General features: G+C 72.7%; 18 protein-coding genes and 1 tRNA gene. 15 read left to right on the top strand and 4 right to left on the bottom strand.

Annotation, left to right across the window (positions count from 1 at the left end; all coding sequences use genetic code 11):
* The first annotated feature begins 38 nt into the window (after positions 1–38).
* From ABIC52_RS04040 to ABIC52_RS04050, 3 genes are all read left to right on the top strand, one after another.
* The gene (locus ABIC52_RS04040; protein WP_238638148.1) at positions 39–1,283 is read left to right on the top strand and encodes an ABC transporter ATP-binding protein; all 1,245 of its coding nucleotides are present in this window, start codon (positions 39–41) and stop codon (positions 1,281–1,283) included.
* A complete protein-coding gene (locus ABIC52_RS04045) occupies positions 1,259–2,830 on the top strand; it encodes an ABC transporter permease (protein WP_209823259.1) in 1,572 nt (523 codons plus the stop codon). The genes ABIC52_RS04040 and ABIC52_RS04045 overlap by 25 nt, the downstream gene beginning before the upstream one ends.
* A gap of 142 nt (positions 2,831–2,972) precedes the next feature.
* Positions 2,973–3,233, top strand: a complete 261-nt coding sequence (locus ABIC52_RS04050) for a DUF3039 domain-containing protein (protein ID WP_111228526.1) — start codon at positions 2,973–2,975, stop codon at positions 3,231–3,233.
* A 4-nt stretch (positions 3,234–3,237) separates the two neighbouring features.
* On the opposite strand, the gene ABIC52_RS04055 is transcribed toward ABIC52_RS04050, so the two are convergent.
* Positions 3,238–4,488, bottom strand: a complete 1,251-nt coding sequence (locus tag ABIC52_RS04055) for a nicotinate phosphoribosyltransferase (protein WP_238638264.1) — start codon at positions 4,486–4,488, stop codon at positions 3,238–3,240.
* Positions 4,489–5,284: 796 nt separating this feature from the next.
* Here ABIC52_RS04055 and murI point away from each other — a divergent pair.
* Genes murI through rdgB form a run of 3 tightly spaced genes read left to right on the top strand, consistent with a single transcriptional unit; the run spans position 5,285 to position 7,448 of the window.
* Positions 5,285–6,130, top strand: coding sequence for a glutamate racemase (gene murI / locus ABIC52_RS04060; RefSeq protein ID WP_209677729.1), 846 nt, complete (start codon positions 5,285–5,287; stop codon positions 6,128–6,130).
* Positions 6,127–6,858, top strand: coding sequence for a ribonuclease PH (gene rph / locus ABIC52_RS04065; RefSeq protein ID WP_209677733.1), 732 nt, complete (start codon positions 6,127–6,129; stop codon positions 6,856–6,858). Before murI ends, rph begins: the two co-directional genes overlap by 4 nt.
* Positions 6,855–7,448 (top strand): RdgB/HAM1 family non-canonical purine NTP pyrophosphatase, encoded by a 594-nt coding sequence (rdgB, locus tag ABIC52_RS04070; protein ID WP_354026680.1) that lies wholly within the window; start codon positions 6,855–6,857, stop codon positions 7,446–7,448. Before rph ends, rdgB begins: the two co-directional genes overlap by 4 nt.
* Positions 7,449–7,633: 185 nt before the next feature.
* Here rdgB and ABIC52_RS04075 read toward each other — a convergent pair whose 3' ends face one another.
* The 3 genes from ABIC52_RS04075 to ABIC52_RS04085 all read right to left on the bottom strand — a co-directional run bounded on the left by ABIC52_RS04075 (position 7,634) and on the right by ABIC52_RS04085 (position 10,078).
* Positions 7,634–8,374, bottom strand: coding sequence for a DedA family protein (locus ABIC52_RS04075; RefSeq protein ID WP_209677736.1), 741 nt, complete (start codon positions 8,372–8,374; stop codon positions 7,634–7,636).
* A gap of 162 nt (positions 8,375–8,536) precedes the next feature.
* Positions 8,537–8,617: transfer RNA gene (locus tag ABIC52_RS04080), tRNA-Leu, on the bottom strand.
* 90 nt (positions 8,618–8,707) lie between these two features.
* Positions 8,708–10,078: an MFS transporter gene (locus ABIC52_RS04085; protein WP_354026681.1), complete on the bottom strand. Its 1,371-nt coding sequence runs from the start codon at positions 10,076–10,078 to the stop codon at positions 8,708–8,710.
* A 53-nt stretch (positions 10,079–10,131) separates the two neighbouring features.
* On the opposite strand from ABIC52_RS04085, the gene mnmA reads away from it, so the two are divergent.
* From mnmA to ABIC52_RS04130, 9 genes are all read left to right on the top strand, one after another.
* Positions 10,132–11,238 (top strand): tRNA 2-thiouridine(34) synthase MnmA, encoded by a 1,107-nt coding sequence (gene mnmA, locus ABIC52_RS04090; RefSeq protein WP_126892351.1) that lies wholly within the window; start codon positions 10,132–10,134, stop codon positions 11,236–11,238.
* Between the two features lie 89 nt (positions 11,239–11,327).
* Entirely contained in the window at positions 11,328–13,718 is a 2,391-nt protein-coding gene (gene ligA / locus ABIC52_RS04095; protein ID WP_354026682.1) for an NAD-dependent DNA ligase LigA, read from the top strand.
* A 273-nt stretch (positions 13,719–13,991) separates the two neighbouring features.
* Positions 13,992–15,386, top strand: coding sequence for an alpha/beta hydrolase (locus tag ABIC52_RS04100; protein WP_354026683.1), 1,395 nt, complete (start codon positions 13,992–13,994; stop codon positions 15,384–15,386).
* 89 nt (positions 15,387–15,475) lie between these two features.
* Entirely contained in the window at positions 15,476–17,893 is a 2,418-nt protein-coding gene (locus ABIC52_RS04105; RefSeq protein ID WP_354026684.1) for a transglycosylase domain-containing protein, read from the top strand.
* A 159-nt stretch (positions 17,894–18,052) separates the two neighbouring features.
* On the top strand, positions 18,053–18,352 hold the full coding sequence (gatC, locus tag ABIC52_RS04110; protein WP_058728900.1) for an Asp-tRNA(Asn)/Glu-tRNA(Gln) amidotransferase subunit GatC: 300 nt from the start codon (positions 18,053–18,055) through the stop codon (positions 18,350–18,352).
* The gene (gene gatA / locus ABIC52_RS04115; protein ID WP_126891933.1) at positions 18,349–19,896 is read left to right on the top strand and encodes an Asp-tRNA(Asn)/Glu-tRNA(Gln) amidotransferase subunit GatA; all 1,548 of its coding nucleotides are present in this window, start codon (positions 18,349–18,351) and stop codon (positions 19,894–19,896) included. The genes gatC and gatA overlap by 4 nt, the downstream gene beginning before the upstream one ends.
* A complete protein-coding gene (gene gatB / locus ABIC52_RS04120; protein WP_354026685.1) occupies positions 19,896–21,401 on the top strand; it encodes an Asp-tRNA(Asn)/Glu-tRNA(Gln) amidotransferase subunit GatB in 1,506 nt (501 codons plus the stop codon). The genes gatA and gatB overlap by 1 nt, the downstream gene beginning before the upstream one ends.
* Positions 21,402–21,525: 124 nt before the next feature.
* Positions 21,526–22,611 carry a type III polyketide synthase gene (locus tag ABIC52_RS04125; protein WP_354026686.1) on the top strand — a complete coding sequence of 362 codons (1,086 nt, stop codon included), beginning with the start codon at positions 21,526–21,528 and terminating at the stop codon, positions 22,609–22,611.
* Complete coding sequence (locus ABIC52_RS04130; protein ID WP_354026687.1) at positions 22,608–23,354, top strand: methyltransferase domain-containing protein; 747 nt, start codon at positions 22,608–22,610, stop codon at positions 23,352–23,354. The genes ABIC52_RS04125 and ABIC52_RS04130 overlap by 4 nt, the downstream gene beginning before the upstream one ends.
* Positions 23,355–23,371: the final 17 nt, after the last annotated feature.

Genomic DNA, 23,371 nt, shown 5'->3' on the forward strand with positions numbered 1-23,371 from the left:
GGGGTCTGCGGCGTCCGGCGCGTTGGTACGGTGGGGCGGTGGCTGCAGCTGATGACGACGACGTGTACGCGACGTCCGACGCCGCCTGGCTGGCCGAGGCGGACGAACCGCACGGTGACGCGGCCGACGACGACACGGGGGACGGGGATGCGCGCGACGACGCCTCCGATGATGACGAGATGACCGACGACGCGACCACGACGGCCGCGCCGACGTCCGCGACGACGGACCGCGCTCCGCGCCAGGTCAAGGGTCAGGGCAGGGGCCGGACGAAGGGGAAGGGTCGCGCCTCGCGCCCCTCCGGCCCGGGCACGTCCGCTGCGTCGACGACGCCGACGACCGACGGCCCCGGCGTCACCGACGGTGACACGACCACGGACGGCGGGGCGGCCACCGGGTCGGCTGTCGACGTGGACCCGACGTCGACCACGACGGCCCCGAAGACCACGACGAAGAAGAAGCGGGCTCCCGAGCGCCAGCCGACCGCCACCGCCGCCGCGACGCAGACCGCGCAGGCGCAGCAGCCCGTCGTGCTCCGCGCGAGCGGCCTCGTCAAGCGGTACGGCCAGACGCTCGCCGCCGACGAGGTCGACCTCGAGATCCGACAGGGTTCGATCTTCGGTGTCGTCGGCCCGAACGGTGCCGGCAAGACCACGACGCTGTCGATGGTCACCGGTCTCCTCCGTCCCGACGCGGGCACCGTCACCGTCCTCGACCACGACGTCTGGTCGGACCCGACGGCGGCGAAGCGTGCACTGGGCGTACTGCCCGACCGTCTCCGCCTGTTCGACCGGCTCACCGGCGCGCAGCTGCTGCACTACTCGGCGACCCTCCGCGGCCTCGACGGCGCGACGGCCCGGAAGCGCAGCGCCGACCTGGCCGAGGCGTTCGGCCTGGGCGAGGCGCTCGGACGCCAGGTCGCCGACTACTCCGTCGGCATGGCGAAGAAGATCGCGCTCGCCGCGACCCTGATCCACTCGCCGCGCGTGCTCGTGCTCGACGAACCGTTCGAGTCGGTCGACCCCGTGAGCGCGGCGACCATCACGGACATCCTGCGGCGCTACACCCGCGGTGGCGGGACCGTGGTGCTCTCCAGCCACTCCATGGAGCTCGTCCAGCGCACCTGCGACTCGGTCGCGATCATCGTCGGCGGCAAGGTCCTCGCCTCCGGCACGATGGCCCAGGTCCGCGGGCGCAAGAGCCTCGAGGACAAGTTCGTCGAACTCGCGGGCGGCCGCGTCGTGGCAGAGAGCATGGAATGGTTGCACAGCTTCTCCGACTGAGGGTCGACCTGCTCGCGGGCGAGGTCCGCGGCGGAGCCCGGCGGTCGGTCCTCGTCGTGCTCGGGTCCCTGCTCGGTCTGGTCGCCGCCGTCGTGGTCGCGGGGGAGCTCCTCGCGCTGCGGTCGGCACCCGTCGAGGTCGCTCGCTCCGTCGCCGTCCCCGTCGGCACGTTCGTGTCCCTCGCACTCACCCTGGTGCCGCTCGTCGTGGGCCGCACCGACCAGTTCGACCCGCGGCGGTTCGCCGTGTACGGCATCGACCGCCGCCGGCTCGCCGTCGGGCTCGGTGTCGCCGGGCTCGTCGGCGTCCCGGTGCTCGCCGTCGCGGTCGTCGCGGTCGGTCAGGTCGGCGCCTGGTCGCGGAGCGGGGGCACCGCGGTGCTCGCGGTCGTCGCCGCGCTGCTCGGCACGGTGACGTGTGCCCTGCTGCTCCGTGTCGGCAGTGCCGTGGGTGCGACCTTCGTCGGTCCGCACCGGTCGCGGGACGCCGGCTGGCTCGCCGCCCTGGTCATCGTCGTCCTCGGGTTGCCGGTGGCGTCGCTGCTGCTGCGCGGCGACTGGCTCGACCCCGCCAGTGCCGAGCTGCAGCGGGTCGCCGACGTCGCCGGGTGGACACCGTGGGGTGCCGCCTGGGCCGTGCCGGCCGACGTCGCGAGCGGCCGCGTCGGCGAGGGCGTCCTGAAGCTGCTGGTCGCGCTCGTCACCATCGCCCTGCTCGCGCTCGCGTGGTGGGCGCTCGTCGGTCGGGCGCTCGAGGCCGCGGACGGTCGCGCGAGCACTCGTCGCTACCGCGGGCTCGGCTGGTTCGCCGCGCTCGGCTCCACGCCGGTCGGCGCGGTCGCCGCCCGCGCGCTCACCTACTGGGGCCGCGACCCGCGCTACCGGATGTCCTACCTCGTCATCCTGTTCGTCCCGCTCGTCGTGCTCCCGCTCGGGGTGGCGGGCGTGCCGTGGCACCTGACCGCGCTCGTCCCGCTCCCGCTGATGGCGCTCATCGCCGGGTTCCTGCCGCACAACGACGTCTCCTACGACAACACCGCGGTCTGGCTGCACGTCGCGTCGGGTGCTCCCGGGTGGAGCGACCGGCTCGGACGCCTCGTGCCCCTGCTGGTCGTCGGTCTGCCGCTCGTGGTGGCCGGTGCCGCCGTGTCCGCCGCGCTCTCCGGCGACCCCACCGCCTTCCCGGTACTCACGGGGATCGCGGTCGGCGCGCTGCTGGCCGGCCTCGGCCTGTCGAGCGTCGTCTCCGTCCTGCTGCCCTACCCGACGGTCCGTCCGGGCGACCACCCGTTCCAGCAGCCGCAGGCCGCCGGCACGACCGCTGCGGTCGCGCAGACGACGATGATCCTCGGCATCCTGGCATCGCTCGTCCCCGCCGTCTGGCTCGCGGTGCTCACCGCCGTGGAGGGTCCGGACCCCTGGGCGACCGCGACGCTCCTCGTGGGCATCGCCGTGGGCGTCGTCGTCCTCGTGGTCGGCGTGGCGGTCGGCGGTCGGCTCTTCGACCGGCGCGGTCCCGACCTGCTCGCTGCGGCGCAGCGCAACTGAGCGACCGACGGCCGGGAGGCACGCGCCGGGTCCGTCACGTCGGTCCCGGTGGTGACGCACCGTCGGACGGGAGGCGCGTGGCGGGACCGCCCCGCGCCTCCCGTCCGTCGCGGCCCCGGCCGCATCGTCGTACCCTGGACGCATGAGCATGACGGAACCCGGCGGCGGCCTCGACGTGATGGACCGCGAGCTCGAGAAGCTCCTCGAGGAAGAGGCGATCGAGCCCGGCGACCACGAGCGGTTCTCGCACTACGTGAAGAAGGACAAGATCCTGCAGTCCGCGCTGTCCGGCAAGCCGGTCAAGGCGCTGTGCGGCAAGAAGTGGGTGCCCGGGCGCGACCCCGAGAAGTTCCCGGTGTGCCCCGACTGCAAGGCCATCTACGAGAAGATGAAGGCCGAGTAGGCCGCTAGATCACCAGGGTCGGGATCGCCGGGTCGCCACGCCCGATGCGGGACGCGTCCACCGGGAGCTCCGCCTTGGCGCGCTTGTGGTGCGCGCGAGCTGACTCGACGCCGGCGACCCCGAGGAACGCCGGGTCGACCTCGCCGTGCTCGACAACGGGGACGAGCAGGGGACGCTCGTCGGGGCCGACGCGACCCGACGTCAGGACCACCTCGGCGGTCGCGATGCCGTTGCGGAGGCGACGACCGGCCTCCTTGCGACCGCCGGTCGACGCCTTGTCCGCGGACTTCTTGGCGACGGGGACCCACTCGTCACCCGCCGGGGTCCGGTGCGCGACGAGCTTGAACACCATGCCCGCCGCCGGGTGGCCCGAGCCGGAGACGACGCTCGTGCCGACGCCGTAGGAGTCGACCGGTGCGGCGCGGAGGGCGGCGATCGTGTACTCGTCGAGGTCGTTCGTCACGGTGATCTTCGTGGCGGGTGCTCCGAGCCGGTCGAGCTGTGCCCGGACCGCGGCGACGACGCTCGGGAGGTCGCCGCTGTCGATGCGGACCGCGCCGAGTCGGCCGTTCGTCAGCCGGACGGCGGTCTCCACCGCCGCCTCGATGTCGTACGTGTCGACGAGCAGCGTGGTGCCGTCGCCGAGGGCGTCGAGCTGGGAGCGGAACGCGGCCTCCTCGGAGTCGTGCAGGAGCGTGAACGCGTGCGCGGCGGTGCCCATCGTCGGGATGCCCCAGGTGCGGCCGGCCTCGAGGTTGCTCGTCGCGCCGAAGCCCGCGATGTACGCGGCTCGGGCGGCGGCGACGGCGTTCCACTCACCGGTGCGGCGCGAGCCCATCTCGGCGAGCGGTCGGCCGTCGGCAGCGGACACCATGCGGGCGGCGGCGCCGGCGATGGCCGAGTCGGCGTTGAAGATGCTCAGCGCGAGGGTCTCGAGGACCACCGACTCGGCGAAGGTGCCCTCGACCTGGAGCACGGGGGAGTTGGGGAAGAACACCTCGCCCTCGCGGTAGGCGCGGATGTCACCCGTGAAGCGGTAGTCCGCCAACCAGCGGGCGGTGCCCTCGTCGATGACGTTGCGGTCGCGGAGGAAGCCGATCTCCTCGTCTCCGAACCGGAACTCGGTCAGCGCCGTGAGGAAGCGTCCGAGGCCCGCGGCGACCCCGTAGCGGCGGCCGTCCGGCAGGCGACGGGCGAACACCTCGAACACGCAGCGTCGATCGGCGGTGCCGTCCTTGAGGGCGGCGTCCACCATGGTGAGTTCGTACTGGTCCGTGAGGAGCGCGCTGGTCACGCCTCCGACACTAGTGACGTCGTGGTGCGGAAGCGCGGAGCGGGTGTGCGGGGGCGGGTGCGTGGGGGCTCGCGCCGTCGGTGGGGGCGTGGCGAGCGGGTGTGGGTGGTCGCGAGCGGGTGGAACCTGCCGCGCCCGCTCGGCGAGTGGGCGGAAGCGGCGCGACGCGGTGTCGGTCCGGACCGCTTCCGCCCGGTCGGCGAGTGGGCAGAAGCGGCGCGACGCGGTGTCGGTCCGGACCGGTTCCGCCCGCTCGGCAACGAGGGGAGGCGACCGCGCGACCCGGTGGCCGTGCGTGCCGGGGCTGGGTGGTGCCTCCCGGCCGGTGCGGTCCACGGATTGCCGGCGTCTGGCGTGAGCGGAGCGTGAGCGGGCTGAACCTGCACGCGCCCGCGCGTGGACCGACTCGTTCCGCCCGCTCGCGGGGGAAATCGGCGGGTGGAGGGTGGCGAGCGGGCGGAAGCTCCAGAGAGTGCGGATGTGGGTGGCGTGTTCCGCCCGTTCGTGGGAGGAGAAGGGTGTTTGGTCGCGGGGACGGTGGCGAACGGGCGGAAGTCGTCCGGGAGCGGGACGACGGCGGTGGGTTCCGCCCGCTCGCGGGAGGAGGAGGGGTGTGCGCTCGGGCACCTCGTTGAGCGGGCGGAAGCGGCGGGGGGGCGCGGAAGCGGGTCGTGCATTCCGCCCGCTCGGGGAGGGGAGGGCGAAGGGAGCGGGGCAGGCGCGGGGCCGGGCGGGTGCGGCTCGGTACGCTGGTGGGGTGACGGATGCACCGATCGGAGTCTTCGACAGCGGCGTCGGTGGGCTGACGGTCGCGCGGGCGATCATCGACCAGCTGCCGCGCGAGAGCATCCGGTACGTCGGGGACACAGTGCACTCGCCCTACGGCCCGAAGCCGATCGCCGACGTCCGGCGGTACGCGCTCGAGGTGATGGACGACCTCGTCGACCAGGGCGTGAAGGCGCTCGTCATCGCGTGCAACACCGCGTCCTCCGCCGTGCTCCGCGATGCCCGGGAACGCTACGAGCAGGCGTACGGCATCCCCGTCGTCGAGGTGATCCAGCCGGCTGCCCGCGCGGCCGTGAAGCAGACCCGCACCGGACGCATCGGGGTGATCGGCACGGTGGGGACCATCGCCTCGCGGGCCTACGAGGACGCCTTCGCCGTGGCCGCCGACGTCACCCTGTCCCTCGCCGCGTGCCCGCGCTTCGTCGAGTTCGTCGAGGCGGGGGACACCTCGTCGCCGGCGCTGCGCGAGGTCGCGGCGCAGTACCTCGCCCCGATCCGCGAGGCGGACGTCGACACGCTCGTGCTCGGCTGCACCCACTACCCGCTGATGTCCGCGGCGATCCAGTACGTGATGGGCCCGGACGTCACGCTGGTGTCGAGTGCCGAGGAGACTGCGAACGACGTGTACCGCCGGCTCGTGGAGCACGGGCTCGAACGCACCACTCCCGAGCCGCCGACGTACGCGTTCGAGGCCACCGGCGACGACAAGAACGGCTTCATCCGGCTCGCCCGGCGCTTCCTCGGTCCCGAGGTCTCGAGCGTCGGACACCTCCAGACCGGGGCGATCACGCTGCCCCGAACCGAAAGGACCCCATGAGCACCCGCATCGACGGCCGCAGCGCCTCCGACCACCGTCCGGTCAGCATCGAGCGGGGGTGGAGCGCGCAGGCCGAGGGCAGCGCGCTCATCTCGTTCGGCAACACGAAGGTGCTGTGCACGGCGTCCTTCACGAACGGCGTCCCGCGCTGGATGGCCGGCAAGGGCACCGGGTGGGTCACCGCCGAGTACTCGATGCTGCCGCGGTCGACGAACGAGCGCATGCAGCGCGAGTCGATCAAGGGCAAGGTCGGTGGACGGACCCACGAGATCTCGCGGCTGATCGGCCGGTCCCTGCGTGCAGTGGTCGACATGAAGGGCCTCGGCGAGAACACCCTCGTCCTCGACTGCGACGTGCTGCAGGCCGACGGCGGCACGCGGACGGCGTCGATCACCGGCGCCTACGTCGCGATGGCGGACGCCATCGAGTGGGGCCGCGACAAGGGCTTCATCGCGAAGAAGGCGACGCCGCTCACCGACAGCGTGCAGGCCATCTCGGTCGGCATCGTCAAGGGGGAGCCGATGCTCGACCTGGCGTACACCGAGGACTCCGCGGCCGACACCGACATGAACATCGTGACGACCGGCTCCGGCAGGTTCATCGAGGTGCAGGGCACCGCCGAGCACGCACCGTTCGACCGCGACGAGCTGAACACGCTGCTCGACCTCGGCCTCGCGGGCAACCGGTCGCTCGCGGCGATCCAGCGCGACGTGCTGGGCCTCGCGTGACCGGGCGCACCGTCGTCCTGGCGACGCACAACCAGGGCAAGGTCGTCGAGCTGCGCGGGATCCTCGGCGAGGCGCTCGGCGAGGGGGTCGAGCTCGTCGGGTACGACCGTCCGGAGCCCGTCGAGGACGGCGACACCTACGCGGCGAACGCGCTCATCAAGGCACGTGCGGCAGTGGCGCACACCGGGCTGCCGGCGCTCGCCGACGACTCCGGGATCGCGGTCGACGCACTCGGTGGGGCGCCCGGTATCCACTCCGCCCGGTACGCCGGGACGCGGGTGGACGCGGACAACATCGCGCTCCTGCTCCACGAGCTTGAGGGCGTGGTCGAGCGCACCGCCGCCTTCGTCTGCGCGGCGGCGTTCGTCACGCCGGACGGCACCGAGCACCTGTTCGAGGCCGTCTGGAACGGTGCGGTCCTGACGGAGCCGGTCGGGGACGGCGGGCACGGGTACGACCCGGTGTTCCAGCCCGACGACGCCGACCGTTCGGCAGCGCAGCTCACGCGCGACGAGAAGAACGCGCTGTCCCACCGGTCGAAGGCGTTCCGGGGGATCGCGCCGATCGTGCGGGAGTACTTCGGGGTCTGACGCGGCGAGGCGCGCGGGACCCCGCACAACGAACGGCACCTCGCGCCACGGAACTCCGTGGCGCGAGGTGCCTTCGGTTGTGCGGCGGCACGAGATGCCGCGCGGCGACCGACCCGGGCGCCGACGGCGGCACGAGATGCCGCGCGCCGACCGACCCCGGCGCCGACAGCGGCGCGGCGCGGCGACTACTGCCCGGCCGGACGCCCCGCGCCGTCCGCGGTCCCGCGCTCGACGCCACCGTGCTGCGCGGCCTCCTCGGCCTCGGCGGCGTGCTTGGCCTTCCGCGCGGTCCGCCAGTAGTGCAGCCCGGCGGGGACGACCGTGACGAGCACCGCGAGGATGAGGATCACGTCGATGTAGTTCCGCACGACGTAGGCGATCGGCGGGATGTAGCCGAGGAAGTACCCGAGGAAGGTCACGCCGACGCCCCACACGACCGCGCCGATGGCGTTGTACAGCGAGTACTTCTTGTAGTTCATGCGCCCGACCCCGGCCGCGATCGGCAGGAAGGTGCGGACCACGGGGACGAAGCGGGCGAGGATGACCGCGAGCGGGCCGAAGCGGTGGAAGAACGCGTTCGTGCGGTCGACGTTCTCCTTCGAGAACAGTCCGCTCTCCTTGCGCTCGAAGATCGGGGGCCCGGCCTTCTTGCCGATGTAGTACCCGAGTTCACCGCCCAGGAACGCCGCGGCGCCGATCATCAGTGCGGCCACCCAGATGGGGATGCCGCCGATCTGGCCCCCGCGGTCGAAGGCGAAGAGGCCCGTGATGACGAGCAGGCTGTCACCGGGGAAGACGAAGCCGATGAGCAGGCCGGTCTCGGCGAAGACGATGGCGCAGACCACGAGCACGGCGATGGCCCCGAAGTGGTCGAGGATGTACTGCGGGTCGAGCCACGGGATCAGGGCGAGTGCGACGGAGTGCATGGTTCTTCCGGTCGTGTCGGGGCGGGGCACGGGGAGGCTCCCGCCTGACGAGGGTACCGCCCGGCGGTGACCGGCCCATCCGTCGGTGGGCTGACTTCGCCGAGCCGAGCCGAGCCGAGCCAGGCCGAGCGAGCAGAGCCGGGCCGAGCGAGCCGAGCACGGTGCGGAAGGAGGGACTCGAACCCTCACGCCTGGGGCACAGGAACCTAAATCCTGCGTGTCTACCGATTCCACCACTCCCGCGAGCAGCGGCAGTCTACCGAGCGGGAGGTGCGGGGCGGGCAGCAGCCGCGCCTCCCGGCCGCCCCGACGGGACCGACGGGACCGACGCCGTCAACGCAACCGACGTGGCAGGTACCGCGGCACGTAGCGCAGCAGCACCCCCGCACCGACCAGACCGAGCACCCCCATGACCCCGCTCGCCAACGCGAGCGACGCGACCGCGGTGACACCGGAGATCAGCAGCGGCGCCGCCGCGGACCCGAAGTCCCCGGTGAAGCGCCACGCACCGAGGAACGGTGCCGGGTTCCCTCGCGGTGCGAGGTCCGCCCCGAGCGTCATCAGGATGCCGCTGCCGACCCCGTTGGCGAGCGACATGCCGATCGCGATGGCGACGAACCAGCCGACCTTCGCGTCGAGGTGCCCGCTCCATGCGAGCAGGAAGTAGCTCACGGCGAGCCCGAGCATGCACGGCAGGGCGCTCGCGAGTCGACCCCAGCGGTCCATGATCTGCCCGCTCGTGTAGAAGAGGGCGAAGTCGACGGCTCCGGCGATGCCGATGACGAGCGCAGCCGACGCGTCGTCGAGCCCGACGCTGACCGCCCAGAGCGGCAGGATCACCTGGCGTCCGGCGCGGAGCGCGCCGATCAGGGCCGCACCGCTGCCGAGCCTGGCGAGGACGGCCCGGTTCTCGCGGATGGTGCGGAAGAGGCCGTGCGCCTCGCGTTCGACGAAATGCGCGCCGGTGTCCGTGGGCGGCTCGTCGGGGTGCGGTCCGGGTGCGGAGCGTCGGGTCGCGTCGGTCGTGTCAGTTGCGCTGGTCGGGCCGGTCGCGTTCGTCGGGCCGGTTGCGTTCGTCGCGTCCGGTCTGGAGGCTCGGCTCGGCAACCGCAGACCGCGTTCGCCGGTCGCGGGGTCGCGCAGGACGAGGAGCACCACCGCCGCCGCCAGGCAGCAGACCACGTGGATCCAGAAGGCGCTCTGCGTCGTGCCGGTCAGGTGGACCACGCCGGCCGAGAGGAAGGGACCGACGAAGTAGCCGAAGCGGAAGACGCCGCCGAGGCTCGACAAGGCGCGGGCCCGGATCCGGAGGGGGATCGCGGTCGTCATGTAGGCGTGCCGGGCGAGCGCGAAGACCGCGGTCGAGACGCCGACCAGGAACACCCCGACGGCGAGCACCCAGGGGCTCGGCGAGACGACGCAGACGAGCAGACCGACCACGGACACCACCGCGGCGCCGATCATCGCGTTCCGTTCCCCGATCCGCCCCACCACGACGCCGGAGGGCACGTCGCCGATGAGCTCGCCGACCAGGATCAGCGCGGCGACGAAGCCCGCGAACGCCAGGCTCGCGCCGAGGGAGTCGGCGGCGATCGGGATGATCGGGATGATCGCCCCCTCGCCGATCGCGAAGAGCGCCGCGGGCAGGAAGCCGGAGAGCAGGACGCCGCGGCGGTCGAAGGCGTCGTTCGTCGTGCTGGTCATCGTCGGGCAACGGTACGCCTGGACTCGTCGGGGGATGCGCTTACCCTGGATGCATGCGTGTACTTGCGGCGATGAGCGGTGGGGTCGACTCGGCGGTGGCCGCGGCGCGGGCCGTCGACGCCGGGCACGACGTGGTCGGCGTGCACCTGGCGCTGAGCCGGATGCCGGGCACGCTCCGCACCGGGAGCCGCGGCTGCTGCACCATCGAGGACTCGATGGACGCGCAGCGAGCCGCCTCGGCGCTCGGGATCCCGTACTATGTGTGGGACTTCTCAGCGCGCTTCAAGGAGGACGTCGTCGACGACTTCGTCGCGGAGTACCAGGCCGGCCGCACCCCGAACCCCTGCATGCGCTGCAACGAGCGGATCAAGTTCGCGGCACTGCTCGAGAAGGCGCTCGCCCTCGGGTTCGACGCCGTCTGCACCGGCCACTACGCCTCGATCGTGACCGGGACGGACGGTGCACGCGAGCTGCACCGCTCGGCGGCCTGGGCGAAGGACCAGTCCTACGTGCTCGGCGTGCTCACGGCCGAGCAGCTCGAGCACGCGATGTTCCCGCTCGGTGCGACGCCGTCGAAGGACGAGGTCCGGGCCGAGGCCGCGGCGCGCGGGCTCACGGTCGCGCAGAAGCCCGACTCCTACGACATCTGCTTCATCCCGGACGGGGACACCCGCGGATGGCTGGCCGATCGCGTCGGCGCCGAGCCGGGGTCGGTCGTCGAGCGCGACGGCACCGTCGTCGGCGAGCACGAGGGCGCGACGGGCTACACGGTCGGGCAGCGCCGCGGCCTGCACCTCGGCCGCCCGGCGCCGGACGGCAAGCCGCGCTTCGTGCTGGAGATCCGACCGAAGGACAACACCGTCGTCGTCGGACCGAAGGAGGCCCTCGACGTCCGGTCGATGGCCGGGTCCCGGTACACCTGGGCGGGCACGGCGCCCGTCGACCCGTCCGAGCCCTTCGCGTGCGACGTGCAGATCCGGGCGCACGCGGACCCGGTGCCGGCGACGGCGCGGGTGTCGGACGGCGAGCTCGTGATCGACGTCGACGAGCCGCTGTCGGGCGTCGCCCCCGGACAGACCGCGGTCGTGTACGTCGGGACCCGGGTGCTCGGGCAGTGCACGATCGACCGCACGGTCTCGGTGGTTCCCGCGGCCGTCTGAGCCCGGTCCGCCGGGGTGCCGCGGTCGGCTCCGCTGCGGTGTCGCCGCCCGCTGCGCGCGGGGTCGGCGGTGCACGGTAGAACTGAGGCATGAGCGACACGACCCCCGACTCGGCCGACTCGACGTTCGAGACGCTGGCCCCGGCCGACCTCGACGCCGCGCAGGCCCAGCGGGAGGTCGAACGCCTGCGGGTGCGCATCAACGAGCTGCGTGACGAGTACTACGAGGGCAACGGCTCGACGGTGGCGGACGGCGAGTACGACGCGATGGTCCACCGCCTCGACGCGATCGAACAGCGCTTCCCCGACCTGCTCACCCCGGACAGCCCGACGCAGACCGTCGGCGGACAAGCCCAGACCGTGCAGTTCGCTCCCGTCGAGCACGCCGAGCGGATGCTGAGCCTCGACAACGTCTTCAGCCCCGAGGAGCTCACCGAGTGGGCCGACAAGGTGCAGCGCGACGCCGGGTCGGAGCGGATCCGCTTCCTGACCGAGCTGAAGATCGACGGACTCGCGATCAACCTGCGGTACGAGCACGGTCGCCTCGTCTCGGCGGCGACCCGCGGTGACGGCGTCGTGGGTGAGGACGTCACCGGCAACGTGCGCACCATGGGGACCATCCCGGACCGTCTCTCCGGCGAGGGGCACCCCGCGATCGTCGAGGTCCGCGGTGAGATCTTCTTCCCCGTCGCCCAGTTCGACGAGCTCAACGCCCGGCAGCGCGAAGCCGGGGAGCGGGTGTTCGCCAACCCGCGGAACGCCGCCGCCGGCTCGCTGCGCCAGAAGGAAGAGGGCAAGTCCGAGGCGAAGCGCGCGCTCATGGTCGACCGCCTGCGACGTCTCCGCATGCTCGTGCACGGCATCGGCGCGTGGCCGGTGCGCGAGCTCGAGCGCGACACCGAGGTGCACTCCCAGTCCGAGGTGTACGAGCTGCTGCAGACCTGGGGCCTGCCGACGAGCTCGCACTACCGGGTGTTCGACACCGTGGACGACGTCCTCGGCTTCGTCCGGACCACGGGGGAGCGTCGGGCCTCGGTCGAGCACCAGATCGACGGCGTCGTGGTGAAGGTCGACGACCTGGCCCTGCACGAGGAGCTCGGGTCGACCTCCCGCGCGCCGCGCTGGGCGATCGCGTACAAGTACCCGCCGGAGGAGGTCCACACGAAGCTCCTCGACGTCGTCGTCAGCGTCGGGCGGACTGGCCGTGCGACGCCGTTCGCCGTGATGCAGCCGGCCGAGGTCGCCGGGTCCGTCGTGCGTCAGGCGACCCTGCACAACCAGGACGTGGTGAAGGCGAAGGGCGTCCTGATCGGCGACACGGTCGTGCTCCGGAAGGCCGGCGACGTCATCCCCGAGGTCCTCGGTCCGGTCGTCGAACTGCGCGACGGCACCGAACGCGAGTTCGTGATGCCCTCGGAGTGCCCGGAGTGCGGCACACCCCTCGCCCCTGCGAAGGAGGGCGACAAGGACCTCCGCTGCCCGAACGCTCGGAGCTGCCCGGCGCAGGTCCGGGGCCGCGTCGAGCACATCGCGTCGCGCGGATCCCTCGACATCGAGGGCCTGGGTGAGGTCGCCGCGGCCGCACTCACGCAGCCGCTGCACCCGGAGCAGCCGCCGCTCGTCACCGAGGCCGGCCTGTTCGACCTGACGATGGAGGACATCGTCCCCATCGAGGTCATCGTCCGCGACGCCGAGACCGGCATGGAGAAGTCCGACGACGACGGCACCCCGAAGCGCGTGACCCCGTTCAGTCGTGCCCGCAAGAAGACCGACCCGCCGTTCGACGCCGACGCCCGCGGTGCCGAGTACACCGGGGAGCCGAGCCGCTACCCGTCCAAGAACGCCTTCGAGATGCTCGCGAACATCGAGGCCGCGAAGACGAAGCCGCTCTGGCGGATCATGGTCGGGCTGAGCATCCGGCACGTCGGTCCGGTCGCCGCCCGGGCGCTCGCGAACCACTTCGGGTCGCTCGACCGGATCCGGAACGCGTCGCGCGAGGAGCTCGCGGCGGTCGACGGGGTCGGCGGGATCATCGCCGACGCACTGCTCGACTGGTTCGCCGTCGACTGGCACCGCGAGATCATCGACCGGTGGACCGCGGCCGGCGTGCAGTTCACGACGCCGGACCACCCGGGCCCCGGCGCCGCGGTCGAGGGGGGAGTCCTCAGCGGGGTCACGGTCGTGGCGACCGGTTCGCTCGAGGGCTACACCCGCGAAGGGGCACAGGAGGCGATCATCGCCGCCGGCGGCAAGGCCGCGTCGAGCGTCAGCAAGAAGACGGACTTCGTCGCCGCTGGTCCCGGTGCCGGGTCGAAGCTCACGAAGGCCGAGCAGCTCGGGCTGCGGATCATCGACGCCGAGCAGTTCCGCCTGCTCGTGACCGAGGGGCCCGGTGCCCTGGGGACGGCCCAGACGGACGCAGCGGAGTCCTCCGACGCGGCCGCGGGCCAGGGGACCGGCGACGGAGACACGGCCGACTAGCGGGACGGCACAGAGCAGGCTGGCACAGCGCCGGACGGCACAGCGCAGCACGGCGCTGCGCGGCTCGCCGTGAGCGACGCGCCGCCGACCGCGGACGAGCGATCGCGATCCGTACCCAGTTCGAGGGGCAAGTTGCAGGACGCATCCCCTGGCGAGCACATTCTCCTTACACTCGAAAGGGCATCAATCGTCGCCTGAGGGGGTCGACGACACGGCCTTCCCGGGGAGACCTGATTGCTGCTCATCGCTGCGGCCCTGCTACTCACCGCCTCGATGCACTCGTCGGGAGTGGTCGAGGCCCCCGCCGTGCCCGGTCCGGAGTCCCACGTCCTGGACGCGGCGGCGCACGGCGTCCTGCACGTCACCGGGACCGACGCGGACCGTGGTCACGCCGACCCGGACCGACTGGCGGTCGCGCAGGGTGCTGCGTTCCTCGACGCGCTCGGCACGGCCGGTCCGGGCGACCTGGCGCGCGCCGACTCGGACGAGCGCGTGCTCGCGACCGCGCAGGACCGGCCACCGACGGCGATCTCCGTGGCTCGGTGGTGGGGTGCGCTGAGCGCTGCCACGCGGGAGCGCCTGATCGCGTCCGCGCCCGCGGTCGTGGGCAACCTGGACGGGGTGCCGTACGACGTCCGTGACCGTGCCAACCGGACGACCCTCGACGCCGGGCTGACCGACGATGCGACGGCGACCGCGGGCGCCGAGTCCGGTCCGACCACCGCCCGCACCGCGATGCTCGAGCAGGTCCGGGACGCCCTGCACCAGGAGCCCGGCGAGGGGCCCCGACGCCTGGTCGTCCTCGACACCCGGGGTACCGGGCGCGCGGCCGTCGCCATCGGAGACCTGGCGAGCGCCCGGGACGTCTCGGTGGTCGTCCCGGGGATGTTCTTCACCGTGACCGGGCAGATGCACGACTTCACCGACACCGCGAGCGACCTGTACGACGAGCAGACGGCGGTGTCGGCGCTCGCCGAGACCCGCACCGGCCGAGGCGCGCCGGCCAGCGGCGACGGCGACGGCGACGGCAGCACCGGCGTCACGACGGGCGGTACGGCGGTGCTCGCCTGGATGGGCTACCGCACGCCCGACATGTCCAACATCCTGTCGCTCGGGCTCGCGCGGACCGGCGCGGACCGGCTGGAACGCGTCGTCGACGGCCTCGACGCCGTCCGCGGCGCCGACCGACCCCGGTTGAACGTCGTCGCGCACTCCTACGGATCGACGACGGCGCTGATGGCGCTGTCGTCGGGGCACATGCGGGCTGACTCGCTCACGGTGCTCGGCTCGCCGGGCAGCGAGGTGCAGTCCGCCGCGGAGCTCGCGGTCCGGACCGGGCAGGTCTACGTCGGGGACGCGCACAGCGACCCGATCGCCGGTTCGGGGTACTTCGGGACCGACCCGGGCTCCGCGGGGTTCGGTTCGACGGTCCTCGACCTCTCGGCCGACACCGCGGGCGTGGACACGGGCCTGTTCCGTCGTCCGGTCGGCCACAACGACTACCTCAAGCCCGGGACGGCCTCGCTGCACGACGTCGCCCTGATCGGCATCGGGCGGGGGGACCTCGTCCGGCACCAGGCCCGGCGCGGCCAGGGCGGTGACGGCACCGCGCAGCCCCTGCCCGACATGTACCTCCTGCGTCCTCAGGACCTCCAACCCCGCGACTGACCCGTCCCTGTGGGCGATCCTGTGCGCCGCCGCAGCCCCCGGCCGTCCCACGGCAGAACGACCCCAGTCCGCACCCGTACCGTGCCGCCATGCGTGCGTTGCGGTGGACCGGTGCCCTCACGACCTTCGTCGCCATGTCCGGGCTCGCCGGCCTGCTGGTGGCGGTCGCGGTGACCCCGGCGGTGGCGGTCGCGGGCGAGGGGACCTCCGGCGCGGTGTCGTTCTTCGAGGACCTGCCGAGCTACCTCGACATCCAGACGCCGCAGCAGGTGTCGTCGGTCTACGCCACGAAGGACGGGCAGCAGGTCAAGATCGCGTCGTTCTACGCCGAGAACCGGACCGACGTCGCCTCGAACGCCATGGCCGAGTCGCTGAAGCGTGCCGCGATCGACACCGAGGACCCGCGCTTCGAGGACGAGGGCGGCATCGACGTCCTCGGGACCGTCCGCGGCGTCGCGGCGACGGTCGTCGGCGGCGACGTGCAGGGCGGCTCGAGCATCACGCAGCAGTACGTGAAGAACGTCCTCGTGCAGCAGTGCGAGGAGCTCACGGGCGCGACGGCGGCCGCGACACAGGCGAAGGTCGCGGCGTGCTACCAGGACGCCGCCGGGGTGACCCCGCAGCGCAAGCTGCAGGAGATGCGCTACGCCATCGCGGTCGACAAGAAGTACTCGAAGGACCAGATCCTCACCGGCTACCTGAACCTCGTCGGGCTCGGCGGGCGTGTCTACGGTGCCGAGGCGGGCGCCGAGTACTACTTCGGCGTCCACGCGAAGGACCTCTCGCTCCCGCAGTCGGCGACCCTCGTCGCGATCCTGAACAACCCGGCGAACCTGCGCATCGACGAGCCGGACGACAAGGACAACGGTGCGGCGAACGGCTACGCCGCGACGAAGACCCGGCGCGACTACGTCCTGCAGCGGATGTACGTGCACCACGACATCTCGAAGGCGCAGCTCGACCAGGCGAAGGCCACCCCGGTCACGCCGCAGATCACGGACACCGCGAACGGCTGCTCGGCGGCGGCGAGTGCGTACGACGCGGGGTACTTCTGCGACTACGTCCGCGACCAGGTGCTGCAGGACCCGGCGTTCGGCAAGACCGCCGCGCAGCGCATCGAGACCCTCGACACCAAGGGCCTCGAGATCCACACGTCGCTCGACCTCGACCTGCAGGCGCAGGCCCAGTCGGCACTGTCGTCCTACGTGCCGTCGACGATGGACGGCGTGGACCTGGGCGGCACGAACGTCACCGTCGAGCCGGGGACGGGCCGGGTGCTCTCGATGGTGCAGAACACCACGTACACGCAGAGCGACAACGCCGGCCCCGGCGCGACCGCGATCGACTACAACGCCGACACCGCCTACGGCAACTCCGGGGGGTTCCAGACCGGCTCCACCTACAAGGTGTTCACCCTGGCGGAGTGGCTGGCGTCCGGGCACACGCTGTCCGAGTCGGTGCCGACGGGCGAGCACCTGTTCCAGCAGTCGGAGTTCACCAACTCCTGCGAGGCGCTCGGCGGATCCCCCTGGCCGGTCTCGAACGCCGAGGCCGTCCCGGCGAGCATGAGCGTCCAGGCGGCGACCTCGGAGTCGATCAACACCGCGTTCGGCGCGATGGCGAAGCAGCTCGACCTCTGCAAGATCAAGGACCTCGCGCAGGCCATGGGCATCCACCAGGCGGACGGCTCGGCCCCGGCGTCCAACCCGGCGTCCGTGCTCGGCACCAACCCGCTCTCGCCGATCGACCTGGCCGAGGCCTACGCCGGTTTCGCGAACGGCGGCGTCGTGTGCTCGCCGACCGTGATCGACTCGGTGCGCGAAGCCGACGGCACGACGATCACCCCGACGCCGTCCACCTGCACCCGGGGCGTCTCCGCCGAGGTCGCCGGGACGGTCGACTACGCGCTGCAGGGCGTCCTGACCGGCGACGGCACGGCGGCCGCCGCGAACCCCGGCGACAGCACCCCGAAGTTCGCCAAGACCGGCACGACCGACGCGGACACGCAGAACTGGCTCGTCACGTCGAGCACGAAGTACACGAACGCGACGTGGGTCGGCAACGTCAGGGGGCTCGTCGGCCTCGCGAACACGCCGTTCCCGCACGGCACGACCGGGTACAGCGCGAAGTTCGGCGTGGGCCGCTCGATGATGTCGTGGCTCGACCAGCGGTACGGCGGGGGAGCGCTGCCCGAGCCCGATCCGGCGATGATCGGTTCGACGTCGCGGTCCGCGCAGTCCGCTGGCGGGTCGGCGTCGGACGCGGCGACCGGCGGCGACCAGGCGGCGCCGGGGACGAGCGCCCAGGCGCCCTCCGCGCCGGGGTCGTCCACCGCGGGCACGACCGGCGGCACGACGACGGGCGCGCCCGCGCAGGGCGGGGCCGCCGGGGCCGGCTCGCAGCCGGGCGCGGCTGCCGGCGCGACGTCGACCGGGACGGGCACGTCCGGCGGCGCCCCGGGAACCGGAACCGGCGGGACGGCCCAGCAGCCACCGTCGCACGGGTAGGCGGCGGCGAGGACGCGACGGTCTGGAGGCCCGGTGCCGGTCCGCCGGACCGGCACCGGGCCTCCGTACCGGTTCTCCACAGCCCCGGTCACCGTGGTGCCGCCGCCGGACGCGGCCAATAGACTGGTGCGCATTCCACGAACCGATCGACGGAGCACCATGCCTGACATCACGAGCGAGCAGGTCGCCCACCTGGCGAACCTCGCACGTATCGCACTCACGCCCGACGAGATCGAGAAGCTGACCGGGGAGCTGTCGCACATCGTCGAGAGCGTCGCCAAGGTCGCCGAGGTCGCGACCGACGACGTCCCGGCGACGAGCCACCCGGTGCCGCTCGGCAACGTCACCCGACCCGACGTGGTGGGGCAGACGCTGACACAGGAGCAGGCGCTCTCCGGTGCGCCCGACTCCGACGGCGAACGGTTCCGCGTGACGGCCATCCTGGGAGAAGAACAGTGACCGACGACCTCACCCGCCTCAGCGCGGCCGCCCTCGCCGACGCCCTCGTGGCGCGCGACGTCTCGAGCGTCGAGGCCACCCAGGCCCACCTCGACCGGATCGCAGCGGTCGACGGCGACGTGCACGCGTTCCTGCACGTCAACGAGAACGCCCTCGCGGCGGCGCGGTCGATCGACTCGCGCCGCGCCGCGGGCGACGACCTCGGTGCACTCGCCGGTGTGCCGATCGCGATCAAGGACGTCCTGTGCACGCAGGACATGCCGACCACCTCGGGGTCGAAGATCCTCGAGGGCTGGCGGCCGCCCTACGACGCCACCCCGGTCGCGAAGCTCCGCGCCGCCGGCCTCGTGCCGCTCGGCAAGACCAACATGGACGAGTTCGCGATGGGCTCGACGACCGAGTTCTCGGCGTACGGCCCGACGCGCAACCCGTGGGACCTCGACCGGATCCCCGGCGGGTCCGGCGGTGGTTCGGCAGCAGCCGTCGCCGCGCACGAGGCACCCTTCGCCCTCGGCTCCGACACCGGTGGCTCGATCCGTCAGCCCGGTGCCGTCACGGGCACGGTCGGCGTGAAGCCGACGTACGGCGGGGTCAGCCGGTACGGCGCGATCGCACTGGCGTCGTCGCTCGACCAGATCGGCCCGGTGTCCCGCACGGTCCTCGACGCCGCGCTGCTGCACGACGTCATCGGCGGGCACGACCCGAAGGACTCCACGTCGATCCCGGACGCCTGGCCGTCGATGGCCGCCGCCGCGCGCGAGGGCCTGCAGGCCGACACGCTGCGTGGGCTCAAGGTCGGCATCGTCAAGGAGCTCGCGGGGGGCGAGGGCTTCCAGGCCGGCGTCACGCAGCGCTTCCGCGAGACGGTCGCGATCCTCGAGCAGGCGGGCGCCGAGGTGGTCGAGATCGACGCTCCGTCGTTCGCGTACGCCATCAGCGCGTACTACCTGATCCTCCCGGCCGAGGCATCGTCGAACCTCGCGAAGTTCGACTCGGTCCGCTTCGGCCTGCGGGTGACGCCCGAGAACGGTGCCACCGTCGAGGACGTCATGGCCGCCACACGCGAGGCCGGTTTCGGCCCCGAGGTGAAGCGCCGCATCATCCTCGGCACCTACGCACTGAGCGCCGGGTACTACGACGCCTACTACGGCTCCGCGCAGAAGGTCCGCACCCTGGTGCAGCGTGACTTCGCGGCGGCGTTCGACCAGGTCGACCTGCTCATCAGCCCGTCGGCGCCGACGACGGCCTTCCCGCTCGGGGAGCGCCTCGACGACCCGCTGTCGATGTACCTCAACGACCTCACGACGATCCCGGCGAACCTCGCCGGTGTCCCCGGCATGAGCATCCCGAACGGCCTCGCGCCCGAGGACTCCCTGCCGACCGGCGTGCAGCTCATGGCTCCGCAGCGCGAGGACGCCCGCCTCTACCGGTACGGCGCCGCCCTCGAGCGCCTGCTCGAGCAGCAGTGGGGCCGCCCGCTCATCGACAGCATCCCGGACCTCGACCAGTCTCAGCAGTCCGCTGCGCAGGAAGGTGTGATCTGATGGCGCAGAAGGACGCGCTGATGGACTTCGACGAGGCGCTCGAGCGCTTCGAGCCGGTGCTCGGCTTCGAGGTCCACGTCGAGCTCGCGACGAAGACCAAGATGTTCTCGGACGCCCCGAACTTCTTCGGTGGCGAGCCGAACAGGAACGTGACCCCGGTCGACCTCGGGCTTCCCGGGTCGCTGCCGGTCGTGAACGAGCAGGCCGTGCGCTACTCGATCCAGCTCGGGCTCGCACTCGGCTGCTCGATCGCCGAGAGCTCGCGGTTCGCCCGGAAGAACTACTACTACCCGGACAACCCGAAGAACTACCAGATCTCGCAGTACGACGAGCCGATCGCGTTCGAGGGCGAGGTCGAGGTCGAGCTCGCCGACGGCACGATCTTCCAGGTGCCGATCGAGCGCGCCCACATGGAGGAGGACGCCGGCAAGCTGACGCACGTCGGCGGCGCCACCGGCCGCATCCAGGGCGCCGAGTACTCGCTCGTCGACTACAACCGCGCCGGCGTCCCGCTCGTCGAGATCGTCACGAAGCCGATCTTCGGCGCGAAGGACCGCGCTCCCGAGCTCGGCGCCGCGTACGTCCAGGTCATCCGTGACCTCGTCCGTGCGCTCGGCGTGTCCGAGGCTCGCATGGAGCGCGGCAACCTGCGCTGCGACGCGAACATCTCGCTGCGTCCGTGGGGCCAGGAGAAGCTCGGTACCCGGACGGAGACGAAGAACGTCAACTCGTTCCGCGCGGTCGAGCGTGCCATCCGCTACGAGATCCAGCGCCAGGCCGCGATCCTCGCCGCGGGCGGGACGATCACGCAGGAGACGCGGCACTGGCACGAGGACACCGGTCGCACCTCGGCCGGGCGACCGAAGTCCGACGCCGACGACTACCGCTACTTCCCGGAGCCCGACCTGCTGCCGGTCGTGCCGGACCCCGCCGTGGTCGAGGAGCTCCGGGCGTCCCTGCCCGAGGCGCCCGTCTCCCGCCGTCGCCGTCTGAAGGGCGACTGGGGCTTCAGCGACCTCGAGTTCCAGGACGTCGTCAACGGCGGACTGCTCGACGAGGTCGAGGCCACCGTCGCCGCCGGCGCGTCGCCGCAGGCCGCGCGCAAGTGGTGGACGGGTGAGATCAGCCGTGTCGCGAACGCGCAGGACGCCACCCCCGGCGACCTCGTCTCGCCGCAGCACGTCGCCGAGACGATCGCGCTCGTCGAGTCCGGCGACCTGACCGACCGTCTGGCACGCCAGGTGCTCGAGGGCGTCATTGCGGGCGAGGGCTCGCCGGCGCAGGTCGTCGAGGCCCGCGGGCTGAAGGTCGTCTCGGACGACTCCGCGCTGACCGCCGCCGTCGACCAGGCACTCGCCGCCCAGCCGGACGTCCTCGCCAAGATCCGGGACGGCAAGGTCCAGGCCGCCGGCGCCATCATCGGCGCCGTCATGAAGGCCATGCAGGGCCAGGCCGACGCGGCGCGCGTCCGCGAGCTGGTGCTGGAGCGCGCGCAGCAGGCGTAGCGCCCGCACGCGACGGACGGGAGGCACGGTGCCGGCTGGCACCGTGCCTCCCGTCCGTCCGCCGGCGGCGACCAGGGCCGGGCCAACCTGGGGACACGTCAGCGACCCGGTGACAGGATGAGGAGTGACCGCAACGATCCGCGCCATCGGGACCGCCGTCCCCGACACCACCCTCGACCAGGGTTCGGTGCGTGACCTGTTCGCCCGCCAGCCGGACCTCGGTCGGCTGGGGGCACGGATCGTCCCCGCCGCGTTCGACGCTTCCGCCGTCGATCACCGGCACACCGTCATCGAGGAGCTCGACGCCTCGCGGCCGGGAGGCCTGTTCCGACAGGACTCCGGCGAGCTCGTGTCGCCGTCCACCGGCACCCGCAACGACCGCTACCGGGACCTCGCCCCCGCGCTCTTCGTCGCGGCCGCGCGGGACGCGGTCGAGCGTGCCGGGGTGTCCCCGGACCGCGTCACGCACCTGGTGACCGTCTCGTGCACGGGGTTCACGCAGCCCGGACCGGACATCGACGTCGTCGACCAGCTCGGACTGCCCGCCGGGGTCTTCCGCCACCACATCGGCTTCATGGGGTGCTGCGCGGCGTTCCCGGCGCTCCGGATCGCGGCGGCCTTCGCCGAAGCGGACCCCGACGCCGTCGTGCTCGTCGTCTGCGCGGAGCTCTGCACCCTGCACGTCCGCGCGTCGGACGACCCGGACCAGATCGTCGCCAACAGCGTGTTCGGGGACGGCGCCGCAGCGGTCGTCGTGACCGCGGGCGGGCCGGGGCTGCGGATCGAGCGCTTCGCGACGGCGACGGTGCCCGAGGGTGCGTCGGAGATGGCCTGGAACATCGGCGACGAGGGCTTCGAGATGGTGCTCTCGACCGCGGTCCCGAAGCTCGTCGGCGTGCACGTGCCGGCTGCCGTCACCGCGCTCCTCGGCGAGGGGGAGACCTTCGCCGACGTGCCCGTGTGGGCGGTGCACCCGGGAGGCCGGGCGATCCTCGATCGTGCGCAGGACGCTCTCGAACTGCCCGACACCGCTGTCGCGTCGAGTCGGGCCGTCCTCCGGGACCACGGCAACATGTCGAGCGCGACCGTGCTGTTCGTGCTCCGGGACGCCGTCGAGCAGGGGATCGCACCGGGGTCTCCCGTCGCGGCGGTCGCGTTCGGACCCGGACTGACGGTGGAGAGCGCGAGGCTGACGGCGGTCGAGGCGTGAACGACCGGACCTGGTCCGCGCGTGGCGAGGACGACGGGCGCGAGCCCGGGTCCCGTGCAGTGGACCTCCGGCAGCGGGACGCGGACCTCCAGGAGCTGATGGACGACCCGGGCTGCGACCCGCGGGTGCTCGACCGGACCTTCCGACGGTTCGCCGTGGTGAACGCCCTGGTGAGCGGTTGGCGTGCCGTCTGGCGCACGCACGTCGTCCCGGCGCTGCCGCCGAGCGGTCGCGCCCGCGTGCTCGACCTCGGGTGCGGCGGCGGGGACCTCGCCCGTTCGCTCGTGCGGTGGGCCGGCAGCGACGGCTTCTCGCTCGAGGTCGTCGGCGTCGACCCTGACGAGCGGGCGATCACCGCGGCACGGCGGTCCGCGGCGCGCGGCGTGACGTTCCGGCAGGCCTCGAGCGCGGACCTCGTCGCGGCGGGCGAGCGGTTCGACGTCGTCGTGTCGAACCACGTGCTGCACCACCTCGACGACGACGCCCGGGCCGGCTTCCTGGCCGACTCCGAGCAGCTGGCGACCGGACGGAGCCTGCACTCCGACATCCGACGGTCGCGGCAGGCCTACCGGGCGTACGCGCTGGCGTCGCCGCTCGTGTCCGCCGGCACGTTCGTCCGGGTGGACGGACTCCGCTCCATCCGCCGGTCGTTCACGGTCCCCGAGCTGCAGGAGGCGCTCCCGGCGGGGTGGACCGCCGAGCGGGCGGCACCGCACCGGGTGCTCGCGGTGCGGGACGCCTGACGGGCTTCGCCGGGCGT

The sequence above is a fragment of the Curtobacterium oceanosedimentum genome, from assembly GCF_040545555.1.
In the GTDB taxonomy this organism is placed as follows: domain Bacteria; phylum Actinomycetota; class Actinomycetes; order Actinomycetales; family Microbacteriaceae; genus Curtobacterium.